Source organism: Laspinema olomoucense D3b (assembly GCF_025370785.1).
Taxonomy (GTDB): Bacteria; Cyanobacteriota; Cyanobacteriia; order Cyanobacteriales; family Laspinemataceae; genus Laspinema; species Laspinema olomoucense.
The window spans coordinates 1-14,260 of record NZ_JAMXFA010000049.1; the positions used below are offsets into that span (position 1 = coordinate 1).

A 14,260-nucleotide genomic window follows, 5' to 3' on the forward strand; every position below is an offset into this window, starting at 1 on the left:
TTGTCCTTTGTCCTTTGTCCTTTGTCCTTTGTCCTTTGTCCTTTGTCCTTTGTCCTTTGTCCTTTGTCCTTTGTCCTTTGTCCTTTGTCCTTTGTCCTTTGTCCTTTGTCCTTTGTCCTTTGTCCTTTGTCCTTTGTCCTTTGTCCTTTGTCCTTTGTCCTTTGTCCTTTGTCTTATGTCTTATGTCTTATGTCTTATGTCTTATGTCTTATGTCTTATGTCTTATGTCTTATGTCTTATGTCCTGATTATTCAGGAATCCAAATGACAAAGGACAAAGGACAAATGACCCCTTTAAGATGACGGCATTAAATAAAACGGATAGACCATGCTACGCGACTCGTAACTGTCTGTAAGACGATATTCAATCCGAACCTCAACCCGACCTCGAACCGGATCCGGTTCGGTGTAAATTCCCTCAATGATAATCCTCGGTTCCCACAATTCCAGAGCCTCTTCAATGTAGACTCGGATGAGTAAAAGGGTTTGAGTATTCATCGGCGCAAACACCAACTCCGACAGGCGCGACCCAAAATTGGGGCGGTAAACGCGCTCTCCGAATTTGGTATTGAGGATAATCCGAATGGATTCCTCCACATTGCGAACATCGGAACTCAGTTGCATTTTGCCCTGGACATTGATCCGTAACGGAAATGAACATCCCGTTCCGATGTAATCCCGAGGCGGTTGGGGGTTGTAATCGTTTGCCATGAAACAGTGAGTCCACAGACTTTAGTCGCTAGTTTACTAAAGTCTACAGACTTAGGAATATTCGCCAAAAGTCGAGTCTAAAGGAATTGTAGCCACTCTGTGAACGCTGACTCCTTCAGGGGTCAGCGTTCCTAATTTACGGAGGCCCAACCAACACCGTCACCCCGGTGGCAACCACAGGTAACGCCAAGGGAACTGGAATCGGTGCCGGGACACTCATCCCTACGGCCATTGTCATCATGTGAGCTACGGGACGGCCCATTGCCAACACCGTCACGGAAGCTGGCATCACCAAGGTCCCGGCTGCCATCGGGGCACCGGCAACCGCATCCCCCATACAAGCAATGGGACGACCCATCACTAAAACCGTGGGTGCTCCGGGTCCTATAATCGGACTCCCCCCCGCTACATCTCCTAATACTGCTACCGGAAACATAATTTTCCTCTGATTATGGCCTGGATCATTTAGCCCCCATTTTTAACGGCCTCACCAGGGACTGACCATTAGCCATAAGTCGCATTCTCGGATATCTCAACAGTTGAGACGAATCAGGGGTGCTAAAATCCCTGCACTGGCACCGGCAGTCACTTGGAATGCAGCACCGGCGGTAATACTCGCGGCACCCCCACTGGTGAAACTCACCGAACCCGCTGCCTGTCCACTTAAGGACCCGCCCGCTTGCAGACCCAAGGAACCCCCCGCTTGAGCGGTCAGGGAGGCCCCGGCTTTAATCCCCACCTGTGCCGCCGATTGCACATTAACTTGTGTTGCGCCACTAATCTCAACTTTAAGTGGGGATTTAATCTCGACTCCGGTTTTTCCCAAAACGTCCACTTTCAGGGCATCAATTTTAATCCCCGAATTGGATATTTCAATACTATTCGGGCCAACTTTCAGCAGGATTTTAGTCATTCCTGTGACTTGAATTTCCCCGGCATCGACTTTGAGGGTGCGGGTTTTTCCCGAACTCCCCGTTTTCACGTTCATGTCCCCGACGGAGGTCACATCTATCTTTTTACTGCCATTATCATCCATTAAGACGGTATGCCCGCCATTGGTTTTGGCTTCCAGTTTCTTTTTTTTATCATCTAACAGCAGGTAATGCGCCCCGCTGGTTTTCATTTCTATTTTTTTGTCTGTATCATTCAGATGCAGTTTATGTTTATCTCCGTCAACGGTCTCAATATAAATCCCTTTTTTACTGCTGCCTTTATCTTCTTCTACAAATTGCAATTTATGGCCGAGGCGAGTTTTAATTGTTCTGAGACGCACTTTTCCACCGACGACGGATTCGGCCACTTTTTCTGGGGGTTTATCTTTGCCATTCCACACGCCCCCGATGATATAAGGTCGATGAATATCTCCATGTTCAAAGGCTACCAGCACTTCATCATTAACTTCTGGCAAGCAGTCAAATCCGCGATTGAGTCCGGCCCCGATCGCCACTACCCGGGCCCAGTTACTTTCATGCTCTTCCGTCAGGGTGGGAAATTTCACCCGCACTCGTCCTAATCCGTCGGGGTCGTTATTATTAGATACTACTCCCACCATCATGGTTTGTCCCGGTTCGAGTCGGCTTTCCGGTGCAACGGTGGTGGAAATATCATCCGATCGCAACCCTCGAACACTAAATTCTGTGGTGTAAATCCCCTGTTGATAAAGGTGGCGGGCTTCGGTAATATAGTATTTTCCGCTATATTTTCCCATGTCGGCAAATTGGACAACTTTGCCGGTGCGGATATCTGGATTTCCTTCGGCTACGCCATCCGCTTGAACGAATTCTCCGCCTAATTCATTACATAAAGATTGGGCGATCGTATCAGCTTCTTTATTACTAAAAACAGGTTTATCCACGACTATCATGGTAGCTTTCGCGGGTTGCCCATTGAATGCAGAACTGGTTTTTTCACCCTCTTGATAGTCGGTTTTCGTTAAGACTGTAGCCGAATTAGCCTTGGAAACAATCGGCTTTTTTAGTTTATAATCCCACCCGCGCACCTCCACGGCGCTCACTTGTTCGGTACTGGAAACTCGCACTCGAAAACTATGGATATCCTGTAACCATTTTAACTCTAAAGTGCTGCCTGCTTTGGGTTTTCTAAAATTAAGTTTTCCATCCTGAACAAACAGTTCAAATCCATTGCGGGTTGCTCGTTCCCGCAAAAATTCCATGTTGGTTTGGTTCTCTTGAAACACATAATCATGGGGAGAACCACTGGAATCAACAGTACCACTGGAAATTCCCACTTCCTTAATCACTTTTTTAAGGATATCGGTATCGCTCATATTTTGAAAGGACCGATTATATCTCCCGCGATGCAGCCGATGTCCGACGTCATAGCCTCGAATCAGCATGGTAGCTTCCGAGGTTTGGGTAAAGCTACATTCAATGGAGGTAATCTCTCCTTTAAACAGGTTGGCAGTGGTTTGACCTTTGGAAAATTCCGGCGCTTCCGTGGTACTGGAACTAAACCCAATTTCGATGGGTTTACCAATGGCAAATAATTTTTCATGTCCCCAGGGTTTTCCGATCCCGGGAAAATAGTCATTGTTAATCATCAGGGTAAACATTCCCGGCTGATGAAGGCTTTCCTCTACGGAAATTTCTATAATATCTGCCCTTAATTTTTCCGATGCCTCGGTTCCATCTATTGTTAAGCTAGGTTGAGCTAAATAAGAGATTGCTGTCATGGTTCCTAATGTAGATTTGGTATAAATTTCTGATGATAATTAAGCAATGAAAAGTCATCTTGAGTTCTAATCAACCCCAATTAAATCTCCCCCATCCTCCCCATCTCCCCCATCTCCCCCATCTTCCCCATCTTCCCCATCCTCCCCATCTCCCCCATCCTCCCCATCTCCCCCATCCTCCCCATCTCCCCCATCCTCCCCATCTCCCCCATCTCCCCCATCTTCCCCATCTCCCCCATCTCCCCCATCTCCCCCATCTTCCCCATCCTCCCCATCTCCCCCATCTCCCCCATCTCCCCCATCTCCCCATCTCCCCCATCTCCCCATCTCCCCCATCTCCCCCATCTCCCCCATCTCCCTACTTCCCAGTTGCTTTTGCTTTATCCACTTCCGTGAGGGTCAAATCGACTCGCGCTTGCACGGGGGTTCCATCGGGTAAAAAGCGGGTTAATCGATAGCTGAGTCGGGTGACGAAACAGCGCATATATTGTTGTTGTCCCCAGGCAAAAATATAGGTGGGAGGACGTTTTTTTGCGCCCGATCCTTTGGTGGCAAAACTGACAGCTTGTTTGAGAAGATTGATAGAGGGTAGGATGCTGGTGCCGGTTTCGTAGGTATCAAAGATGATGTTACTAATGGTGAGGGTGCAGGGTTCGGGATGGGCAAAACTGACTTTGGATAATCCGGAACTGGTTCGCGCACCTCGACTGGGATTGATGCTAACGGATTGATCGAATACCAGTTCGGTGGGGTTGAACATGAATTCGATGGTGTCACTTTCTTGGGAAATCAATTTAGCTTTTTCCAGTTTCCCTGATGCAACGTTGTTACCTGGCATGGCGGTTTTTCCTCATGGTTAAGTCTGAATTTACCAGGGCGATCGCCGAGAATAGCGACCCCCATTTCGTTCGCGCTCAATTGTTAGGCGCTGTTTAACCAAATCGTAAACTTTTCGCGCTAAAATCTCTAGGTCTTCCGGTTCCGGTGTGGGTCCATATCCCGGGGCGGTGATGGTGACTTCTCGACTTCTAGGATCGGAATAGTCGGGAGGATTTTGGACGGGGACGGGGGAGCGATCGCGGTTGGGTTCTGGGGGGTTATCTCGTTGTACTCCCCAGGGCGTTAACACAAATTCCCCTTCGGTATCGATTTCGGCGGTTTGGGTGAGTAAGTCTTCCAGATTCGCCCAAGCGGTTGGCATCGACTCGGTTGTAGTAGCAATTCCCAGATCCAGGGGAGGAGTCGCGAATGGGGTTAAGGCGGACAATTCAGCAAAATTCGGGGAAATTTCTTCTACCGAGAGGGTAAGAGGGAGTTGAAAAGATGGGTTAGCAGATAGGGTAAGTTGGGTTTGCCGATCGCCGATGGAATGCCACTGTCCCAGCGGTTGTCCCCCTCGGGTGGCGATCGCAATTCCCCTGAGTTCCTGAATCTCTTCTCGGGGTTCCTCCTGAAATTGCTCCCGTTCCTCAACCGTTTCCTCGTGACTGGATGCGATCGCCGGTTCTAACTCAAAACTCGTTAAAGTTTTCCTAGCAATCGGGGTTAAAAATTGAGGTTTAAAGGGTTTTTGTCCCAGGGGTTGATGGGGCAAAAAAGGCTTGTTAATTCCCAGGGGTTTCAACGCCGCCACACGACTGCGATCGCCCGGTTCCTCCCCATAATTCTCCACAGTTTCTACCATAATTTAACCCCTAGATAAAGAACCCACCGGCACCCCTGCCACTCTGGTGAATCTTGCCACCACCGCCGAGAGCATTGCCACCGGAGTTGCTATTCACCTCAACATTTAACCCTTCATAAGCCAAAGATAACTCTTCAATGGCTACCGTTGCCGCATCTGCCCTTAATGCTGGTGCTCTCCAGGCGACGGGAACTGCCCCAATTAGAGTCCAACACTGAATCGTTTCTCCCGCTGGATTAAACAGTAAAATATTAATATTCCGACGCTGGGGACTCCCGGCACTATCCGGGCTAATTTTAGTCAGCATTCGCGATGCCCAGCCCCAAAATGCGGCATCATTGGTTAGTCCTCGTTTGAGGGTAACTTCTGAAAATTGGGTATTTCCCAGGATGATTCGCTGTTGGTTGTTGACTCCCCCTTCAAAATAGGTGTCATAGTTCACCGTAACGCTCAAGCCCGAACATTCGCTAAAACAAGCGGCGATGGAGTTGCTTTCCTGCATCTCCACATAAAAGCGATTTGCCGTAATATAATTCAGTCCGTGGGTTTCCGGCTGATTTTGTTTCGTCATGAATAATGACTCCCCTTGGATTGGGTGACGCATTGAGGCCCCCAAACTATAGCTTAGTTTAGGTTTTTTGGAGTGTTGTGGATACTAGACAAAGGTCGAACTTGACCCCTTTTCCCTGGACTGATTTGGATTAGGGGGGAGATTGTCGGTAAATCGGAATGAGTCCGGTGCGATCGAGGAGGTTTTGAACTTCTAGGGTGGTTAGAATTTCGGCAAATTTTTCTCCCACGGAGGGAAGACGATTGTCCCGGGGATAAATCACCACCAAAGGATAGGCTAAGGGGTAGTGATTTTGGGAAAATGCGGTTACATTCGGGCTATAACTGCCTTTATTATTACACAAATCGGTGAGAGGAGAAATCGGTTGGTTATCCAGATTTCTAACTAAGGGAGAAACTGGAGATTTGTTCCCTTCACTTAAGGCAAGAGGATAAACGGAACATTGTCCAAAGACTTTACTCAAAGTGCCAAATCCAATACTGCCGATATTTCTATCTTCAAAATCTCGGATGACGGTTCGCAGCATTGAGAAGGTAGAAAGCGGGGTAATTGGGGCAGGAATTCTGACGAGGGTATTGGCGGTAGTTGGGGTTTTGAGGAGGTTGTGAAATTCAGCGATCGCCCGTTCATCTTTGAGCACTCGCTGTTCAAAAATTCGCAATGCTTCTTCTTCATTGGGAATATACAGTTTAACGGGAAGATTGGGACCGCCTAATTCTTGCCAATTTCTAATTTTACCCGTATAAAGTTGCCGTAATTGGTCGAATGTAATGCTCCCATTTAAACGCTGGGGAAGTCCATTTTCTCGGCGAGAATAGCTAAACGGCACAAAAACCACGATGCCATCATAGGCAAATTCTCGATAGCCAATTTGAGTGTGAATTAAATTATCATAGGCTGTGCGAGCATTGAGCAAATTTGTAATGGCAAAGTCAGTTTCTCCCGATAAAACTTTGGCGATCGCCTCGTTTGAAGAGGGCTCAGGTAAATAGCGAAATGTATATTTCGGAGGTTCTGCGGGGTCTTCGGGTTGGAGGCGTTGTTGCAAATCTTGCTCTAAAGTTCTGCCTGGGGCAATTAAATTCGGTTGCTGGAGTAAAAAACTCCAAGTGCCATTTACCGATGCCGTATAAGTAAAGTTTCCTAGGGGAATACCGGCTAATTTGTCAATACAGCAAACCGGGTCTTTTGCCACAGCTTTTTGCTGCCGACTCACCATTGCCCACCAAATTAATAGGGCCAATAAAATTAACCCAGCAGTTCCTAATAAAAAGGCTAAAAGTCGCCTGCGTAGACGGCGTTTTTTTTCCACGGTTTCCAGAATAATTGTTTCTGGTACTCCCAAGGGAATTACGCTGCCATCACCGATCCACCATTCCCCAGATAATTTTAGCAGGGTTTGCCGCGCTACTTGAGCCGTTTCAAATTTTTGAGTTCCCAGTCCAATTAAGTTTAAAATAAAGTCTTTCAGTGCAGGATGGACGCCCAAGGGCCAATCATCTTCTACCCTCGGGTCAATTTCCTGTTCAGTTTGAGGGTTAAATGTGCGTCCAGCTAACAAATAAAATGCCACATATCCTAATGCTTTTAAATCTTGTCCAGGGGAGGAATAGGCCGAGTCAGATAGAATAGGTTTTCCAAAATTTTCCCAGAGGGCTAAATCACATAAATAGATAAAAAATCCTTGGGTATTGGGAACAAAAATTAGGCTATCTAAGCTGAGGTTTCCATGAATAATTCCCTGTTTTAATGCACCAGAGCGCAACCGAAATTTCTGCTCGTGGAGAAACTCTAAGCTTTGTAATACTTGGTCCAGGACTTGACGAACTTGAGCGTTAGTAAATGCCCCCGTTTCTAAGAGGTAGCTGGACAGATTTGGGAAAGCGTCGATTTGTCCTTTAGTGACGAGATAGCAGCGTTCTTCCCGCAAGGGTGCGACTGCCTCCCAGGGGGAAATCAGCCTCTGGTCCTGAATGCGCCCATCGGCTAAATTAATCCCCCCCACTAACCGAAATAAGTCCTTGCGCTGGCGAATTTCTTCCGAGTTAAAATAGCGGTGAGGTAAGATATATTCTTTGAGGATGACAGGTTGGCGATCGCTGAGTTGGATGGCTGCATATAACCGTCCCATTCCCCGATGGCGCAATAATCTTTCAATTTGATAAGTTGCGCGATCGCCTCGAATTTTAGTTTCCGGCGCTAAGGGAACAGGAAACCCACATTGTCGGCAATATTTGGCTTGGGGGTTTGCCTCCAGGGTCTGTTGAGCCTCTTCGCAGCTTAAGGGATTTCCTCGGGCGCAATCATACTTTAAATAAAGGGGTTGAACGGGTTGAAAAACTTCCGGTAGCGTCCCTATTTCGATTTCTGGGGCGAGTTGCTGTGAATTTTTTGCCAAGTCTTGGTTTTGGCGCAATCTTCCCGGTAGCTGGAATTTTAATGCCGACAGTTTCGGCGGTTCAATCTTTAAGTTTTGCTGTATGAAGGGAATTACCCATTGGAACCGCGCGGGAACGAATCGGAACAGGCGATTCTTCATGCCCAGTTTTATAGACGAACCCCGCATGATGATGCGACTGAGTTCGCGGCTACCGGCTTCTTGGGCTAATTTTTTGCCAATGTCTTTAGACATAATCTGGTTAAATTTAAAAACTTGTTTTAGAATTTAAGGGAATGTTTCAGTTTACAGCCTGATATTGAATGTTTGGAGGAATCTCAAATGGCGCTACCCGAGGTTGTTCGACTGTTTAGAGCAGTTCAAGCCGATCCTTCGCTTAAAGAAAAATATAATTCTGCTCCGAGTTTAGATAAATTAGTCGCGATGGCTCGTCAAGATGGATATGATTTTACAACCGCAGAATGGATGGAAGCGACCCAGTTTAAGGTAGAAGAATTAGAGTCAAAGTTATCGGAAATTCCGGGAATTTAACCCCCGAAAAAAGGCACGGCATTGCCGTGCCTTCGCTTAGACGGGCTTGCCATCAACTTTGACCTGACCCTGATCACATTCGAGATAAAGGTCGGAGGCAAGAGGCGCAAAAGTAACCCCAAATTTGGCAAAATCAAATTCTGCCGCTTTGGCGCTGGCAATCAGGGAATTTCGCAAGGTATTTAAGGCGGTTGTATATTGCACAACTTCTGCCCCCGTTTGACCTTCTAACTTGCGCCGATTGCGGTCTGAAATTAGCCGGTTGATTTCAATTTGGATCTGTTGAACATGACCGTCTAATCCGCCCGGGGTGCGGAATAAATCCGAGACTCGTTCTCGTTTGAGGGTTTCCAACCAGCGCGTCGGGTCGATGTAGGGGTCACTGATACTATGGCGATCGTCTACTTGAGCGTGTCTATCTTTGCCCTTTCCCTTTCGCTGAATGGCTGTAGCCGGTGCAGCATTGATGGTTAATTCCTCCTCGGGAGTTTGAGCGGTGGCGTGGGTTTGGAGTTCTTCGTCTTCCTTGAGTTGCACTGTTTCACGGGTTTGAGCAGTCGCCTGAGCATCGGGCTTTATAGACTCTTCCTCGGATTCGCGGCGATCGCCTCCTTGACGCTGAACCGTTGGGTGGACCCCCGGGGTTTCCGATTCCTCCGGTGGAAAGATATCAATCTTGGCAAAGTTGAAACCCTGACGCTTTTTCCCCTCGGATTCCCCTTGGACCCCCGGGGTCTGTTCCGGTGATGCCTCGGTTGGTGAGGGGAAAGGACGCGACTCAAATTGACCCTCTACTGTAGAAGCTTGAGGATATTTTTTCTGACTTTTGCGCTGAACTAGGGTTCTGATTTTTTTCATAAAGACTCGTCCTGCCGCAACTTGCGCGGTACCGCATCAATCGCCTGAGATGGAATCCACCTATTTTACGGGACTCGCTTGGGGAGTCACATTCGACTTATGGCTAGTTCTCCCCACGGCTACCGGGTGACAGGTGGTGGCGGTGGTGGCGGTGGTGGAAGAGGTGCAGGCGCGGGTTCAGGTGCGGGTTCAGGTGCGGGTTCAGGTGCGGGTGTGGGTTCAGGTTCAGGTGCGGGTGTGGGTTCAGGTTCCGGTGCGGGTTCCGGTGCGGGTTCCGGCGCGGGACAACCGATTTCCGAGACAGAACCATCAGGCATGATGGCGCGACAGAGGGAGGCGTCGATCAGGATGGTATTCCTAAGTTTGGCATCGGTTAAGTCGGCGCGTTCTAGGTTGGCCCCTTCTAGGTTGGCGGTGGAGAGGTCCGCGTCGGTTAAATCGGTGAGATAGAGATTGGCTTTAGGGAGAGAGGCCCCGACGAGGTTCACGAAGTTGAGTTCGGCATGAGCGGCGATCGCCCCATATAAATCCGCATCCCTTAAGTCCGCTTCATGCAAAATTGCACCACTGAGGTTTGTGACGATTAAGGAGGCACTTCTGAGAGTGGCCCCAACCAGGTTGGCGTCGAGAAGAGAGGCCCCGTTCAGGTTGGCTCCGTTCAGGTTGGCCCCGCTGAGGTTGGCCCCGTTCAGGTTGGCCCCGCTGAGGTTGACTCCGCTGAGGTTGGCCCCGCTGAGGTTGATGCCGCTGAGTTCACAGTTGCGACAGTCTCGGGTAGTGAAGAGTTGTTGCAGGTGTAGGGGGTTCTCAGCGCCCAGGGGAATTGCGCTAGTCACCAGGAAGGCGATCGCCAGTAGGATTTGTTTCATGGATCCCTCGAAGTTGCCTCTTCTGTTCTCATTGTCTCCCCCAGGTTTTCCTATTGGCTATTAGACAGAAGTGGAATGCGATCGGCTTGCTCCTACTGCTCAGGGAGTATCAAGGGCAAGCATTTTATATGACAAACTGATGGAGATTCGCTTTATATCATATTCACGGGCAATTGTTATCAGAATGCGATATTCAGTTTTAAGTCGGTTTCAGGGAACCCTACTCGGTGCTAATATAGGCTATAGCATAGGAAACGGTGTGATTTCCTTGAGCGGACCTCTGCTGGAGGTGCGCCCGAGGCCAGGGGACGAGGAATACCTGGTGGCGAGTGCGAAAAATTTAATTCAAAATGGCGGATTTGACTCCTCTAGCTGGTGTGAGGCAGTCGCCTCGGTGTCTCAACAGTCCGAGGGAATGGACGTTCCGGTAATCTTAGGGGCCGATCGCCTGATGGCTGTGGTTCCGGTTCTCCTCTTCTATCACGAACACTTAGAATTTTTGCGAACGAACTTATATCAGATTAGTGAGCTTTTGTCAATCCCCGTGGCTGAAAGAGATGGACTCTTGGCCCTGGGGTATGCGATCGCCGCCACTCTGACAGAACGGCTAAACCCGCACAGTTTGATTGGAGAAACCATTGCCTATCTTCAGGACACTTCATCCCCTCTGATTCCCCAACTGGCAACCGTCGAAACCCTCCTCGCCCAAGGTGTCAGTTTAGAGCGGGTTCGAGAACAAGTAGCCCAGACTGAGGGTCCCGGCAGCCTCCCCTTTGCCCTAGGCTTTTACTGCCTTCTGAGTACCCTAGAAGACTTCCGATTATCCATCAGTCGTGCCACTCGCACAGGGAGCCAAGCCCCTGTGACCACTGTAATCACGGGAATCTTGTCCGGGGCTTATAACAGCATTCCAGGCATCCCTTGGACCGGGCAACAGGGTCCCTTGCAAACCGATAAAATGTTCCACCTGGGCGATCGCCTGCTGGCCACCTGGTCGGGGGTCTATGATGTCCAGTATCAACCACAAGAAGCGATTCATTTTCGCGCTGTCGCCGCACCTAATGTGATTCGTCCCTGGCGACTCTAGGGCCTCAGTGGGGGGATGGGGGAGAATTGGGAGAAGAAAAATTTAGATTGTTCTTACCAAATTTCCGGTCTTTAACCCCAGATTAGGGCCAGAAAGCCCCTATCGCCTGCCCTTTACCTCATCCTAAACAGACGTTCTAGGCAAACCAACGGCTTGCAATCCCCCTGAGCTGATTTACCCCACCGATCCCCGCCTTTGGGGGTGAAGATTTAGGCCGAGGAAGAGTGCCTCTATAATAGTGCATAACGCCTTGCCTTCTACTCCTAGCAATCCTCTAATTTAGAACAGGCACGAGAGATCCATGAGATCAATTCAGATGCTGACTCGGCAACTCGAACAATGGGGGAGAGATTGCGCCAACATTTACTCGCGCAATCTCTCCGATCGCAATGGGCGGAAGAGAGGGACCCTCCCTCAAGGGTCCCCTCCGTCTTTGCCCCACGAGTTACCCGCCTCTCCCGCTCAAGGTTCGACGGAACCGAGGGCTTGGACAAAGGGACTCCCATCGCGGATGAATACCACCGTCCATTCCCCTGTAGCGGTTCTACTGGCGGTGACTTGCCTCACCGCAACCATCGGACAGCGCTTTTACAATCAGCCGCAACTGGGTGTAGGCACTATTGCCCCAGAAACCTTTATCGCGCCTGAAGATGCTAGGGTAGAGGACACCAAAACCACGGAAGACAATCGCAGGGCGGCCCGCATTGGGTCCAGTCCGGTTTTAATGATCGATCGCCCCGTCTCTCAGCAGATTGAGAAAGTCCTGCAACGAGTGTTAGACGAGGGGACTCAATTGCGCCAAGTCGGGGGGCAATTTCCCTTTGTGGATACCACCATCTTGTCTACTTCCACCCAGCTTTATCTACGACAGGCGCAAGAGTGGGAATATAGCGGGGTGGTGAGGGCGGCGGGAGAAGATGCGCCAATGGTGGAGATTCCCGACAATTCCCTCCCGGGCGCCGATAGCTCATCTCCGGCAGATTGGGCGGTGGAACGGGGTCTGTTAACTGACTCCGGACAGCAAGCGGTGATGGAACTGCAAGGCTACCGCAAACGCGGGGGGTCCGTGGCGTTTTCGACCTTGATTGAGGAAATTTCCCAGGCGCGTCAAACCTACGGTTTAGCGGTAGCGGCGATCGCAGATACGACCAGTATCGCCTCAACCCATATTTATAGTCTCAATTTATTTGAACTCTCGGACGAAGAGTGGATTCAAACTCAATTGGGTCTCCACAATGCCTTAAAGCGGATGTTGTCCCAAGGGATTCCACCCGGACTTCCCAAAAATATTCTGCAAATGGCGGTGATGATTCAGTTGGAAGGCCAGGTCCCACAGGAGGCAGTGGAACTCTCTGAGAATTTGCTATTGGAGGTCCTACAGCCTAATTTAATCAAAGATTTAGAACGCACCCGAGTCCGCGCGGAACAAGCGGCCCTAGAAGTTAAGCCGGTTTTTGTCAGTGTGGAACAAGGGGAGGTGATTATTGAACAAGGGGAAACAATTTCTCAGTCCCAATTTGTGCTCCTCGATCGCTTTGATATGAGTCGTCGGGAAATTAATTGGGTGGGACTATTTGGGTTTGGGGGAACGGTGACGATCGCCGTGGGGATTTTTTGGGTGGCGCAAGGGCTTGTACATCCGAAGTTACGACGGCGCGATCGTACTCTGGTGTTACTCCTCTCCTTGACGGCACCCCTGCTAATTTCTTTGGGAATTCCTTACACCACCTTACCGGCAGTCGGGTTATTACTTGGCAGTTTCTACGGGTCCCTCCTCTCGGGGACTGTTGTAGGACTGCTGAGTGTACTCTTACCCCTGGGTATTGAAATCGAGTGGACTTATTTGCTGGCGAATGCGGCAGCCGGGTTAATCAGCGGTATCCTCGCCGGACGGATGCGATCGCGAGAAGAACTGGCAATGGTTGGGGGTGTGGCGGGTTTAACCCAAGGTGGAGTTTACCTGATTGGCAGCCTGATTCCCAGTGCCACGGCAGGGACGATTTGGTACACGATTCTCGGGGCTGCTGGGATTCAGGCGATCGCTGGCGTCTCCTGGAGTATTGTCGCCCTCGGTTTGAGTCCTTATCTGGAACATCTGTTTGACCTAGTGACTCCCATCCGTCTGGCGGAACTGGCGAACCCCAATCGCCCCCTCTTAAAACGTTTGGCTTCCGAAGCGCCGGGGACCTTTCAACATACCCTGTTTGTCGCCACCCTTGCCGAAGCGGCGGCGAAGGAACTTGGCTGCAATGTAGAACTGATTCGCACAGGCACACTGTATCATGACATCGGTAAAATGCACGACCCCCAAGGGTTTATCGAAAACCAAATGGGGGGACCGAATAAACATGACGAAATTGATGACCCTTGGGAAAGTGCGGCAATTATTAAAAAGCACGTCAGCGAAGGGCTGGTAATGGCGCGGAAATTCCGTTTACCGAAAGCGATTCAAGCCTTTATTCCGGAACATCAAGGCACGATGTTGATTGCTTATTTTTATCATCAAGCGCAACAACGTGCGAAACAAGAAGGGCGAGAAGTCCGGGACGAAGAGTTTCGCTATGATGGTCCGATTCCCCAATCCCGGGAAACAGCGATCGTCATGTTGGCAGACTCTTGTGAGGCAGCTTTACGCAGTCTCAAGGATGTCAGCCCAGAGGAAGCCTTGAATATGGTGAATAAAATTCTCAAAGCCCGGTGGCAAGATAATCAACTGGGTGAGTCCGGTCTGAAACGGGAAGAAATGCCGAAAATTGCCGAAATTTTTGTGAGAGTTTGGCAACAGTTCAATCACAAACGGATTGCCTATCCCAAAGCTGCGCTTTCTCTCCAGTCGAAGTAAGAAGAGGGGGAACTCATC

General features: G+C 49.6%; 13 protein-coding genes. 3 read left to right on the forward strand and 10 right to left on the reverse strand.

Annotation, left to right across the window (positions count from 1 at the left end; all coding sequences use genetic code 11):
• Window positions 1-293: 293 nt before the first annotated feature.
• The 8 genes from NG792_RS25100 to NG792_RS25135 all read right to left on the reverse strand — a co-directional run bounded on the left by NG792_RS25100 (window position 294) and on the right by NG792_RS25135 (window position 8,289).
• On the reverse strand, window positions 294-710 hold the full coding sequence (locus NG792_RS25100) for a GPW/gp25 family protein (RefSeq protein ID WP_261201447.1): 417 nt from the start codon (window positions 708-710) through the stop codon (window positions 294-296).
• Between the two features lie 136 nt (window positions 711-846).
• Complete coding sequence (locus NG792_RS25105) at window positions 847-1,146, reverse strand: PAAR domain-containing protein (RefSeq protein ID WP_261237198.1); 300 nt, start codon at window positions 1,144-1,146, stop codon at window positions 847-849.
• 96 nt (window positions 1,147-1,242) lie between these two features.
• Window positions 1,243-3,402 carry a VgrG-related protein gene (locus NG792_RS25110; RefSeq protein WP_261237199.1) on the reverse strand — a complete coding sequence of 720 codons (2,160 nt, stop codon included), beginning with the start codon at window positions 3,400-3,402 and terminating at the stop codon, window positions 1,243-1,245.
• A 66-nt stretch (window positions 3,403-3,468) separates the two neighbouring features.
• Window positions 3,469-3,747 carry a hypothetical protein gene (locus NG792_RS25115; RefSeq protein ID WP_261237200.1) on the reverse strand — a complete coding sequence of 93 codons (279 nt, stop codon included), beginning with the start codon at window positions 3,745-3,747 and terminating at the stop codon, window positions 3,469-3,471.
• Window positions 3,748-3,760: 13 nt separating this feature from the next.
• Window positions 3,761-4,240, reverse strand: a complete 480-nt coding sequence (locus NG792_RS25120; protein WP_261201450.1) for a CIS tube protein — start codon at window positions 4,238-4,240, stop codon at window positions 3,761-3,763.
• A gap of 30 nt (window positions 4,241-4,270) precedes the next feature.
• Window positions 4,271-5,086, reverse strand: coding sequence for a hypothetical protein (locus tag NG792_RS25125; protein WP_261237201.1), 816 nt, complete (start codon window positions 5,084-5,086; stop codon window positions 4,271-4,273).
• A gap of 10 nt (window positions 5,087-5,096) precedes the next feature.
• Window positions 5,097-5,657: a phage tail protein gene (locus NG792_RS25130; protein WP_261201452.1), complete on the reverse strand. Its 561-nt coding sequence runs from the start codon at window positions 5,655-5,657 to the stop codon at window positions 5,097-5,099.
• Window positions 5,658-5,787: 130 nt separating this feature from the next.
• Window positions 5,788-8,289 (reverse strand): substrate-binding domain-containing protein, encoded by a 2,502-nt coding sequence (locus tag NG792_RS25135; protein ID WP_261201453.1) that lies wholly within the window; start codon window positions 8,287-8,289, stop codon window positions 5,788-5,790.
• A gap of 87 nt (window positions 8,290-8,376) precedes the next feature.
• On the opposite strand from NG792_RS25135, the gene NG792_RS25140 reads away from it, so the two are divergent.
• The gene (locus NG792_RS25140) at window positions 8,377-8,586 is read left to right on the forward strand and encodes a Nif11-like leader peptide family natural product precursor (RefSeq protein ID WP_261201454.1); all 210 of its coding nucleotides are present in this window, start codon (window positions 8,377-8,379) and stop codon (window positions 8,584-8,586) included.
• Between the two features lie 36 nt (window positions 8,587-8,622).
• Here NG792_RS25140 and NG792_RS25145 read toward each other — a convergent pair whose 3' ends face one another.
• Both NG792_RS25145 and NG792_RS25150 read right to left on the reverse strand, forming a co-directional pair.
• Window positions 8,623-9,444 (reverse strand): hypothetical protein, encoded by an 822-nt coding sequence (locus NG792_RS25145; protein ID WP_261201455.1) that lies wholly within the window; start codon window positions 9,442-9,444, stop codon window positions 8,623-8,625.
• A gap of 119 nt (window positions 9,445-9,563) precedes the next feature.
• Window positions 9,564-10,313 (reverse strand): pentapeptide repeat-containing protein, encoded by a 750-nt coding sequence (locus NG792_RS25150; protein WP_261237203.1) that lies wholly within the window; start codon window positions 10,311-10,313, stop codon window positions 9,564-9,566.
• A 184-nt stretch (window positions 10,314-10,497) separates the two neighbouring features.
• Between NG792_RS25150 and NG792_RS25155 the strand changes: the two genes are divergently transcribed.
• The gene (locus NG792_RS25155) at window positions 10,498-11,400 is read left to right on the forward strand and encodes an ADP-ribosylglycohydrolase family protein (protein ID WP_261237205.1); all 903 of its coding nucleotides are present in this window, start codon (window positions 10,498-10,500) and stop codon (window positions 11,398-11,400) included.
• A gap of 301 nt (window positions 11,401-11,701) precedes the next feature.
• Window positions 11,702-14,242 carry an HD family phosphohydrolase gene (locus tag NG792_RS25160; protein ID WP_261237207.1) on the forward strand — a complete coding sequence of 847 codons (2,541 nt, stop codon included), beginning with the start codon at window positions 11,702-11,704 and terminating at the stop codon, window positions 14,240-14,242.
• Window positions 14,243-14,260: the final 18 nt, after the last annotated feature.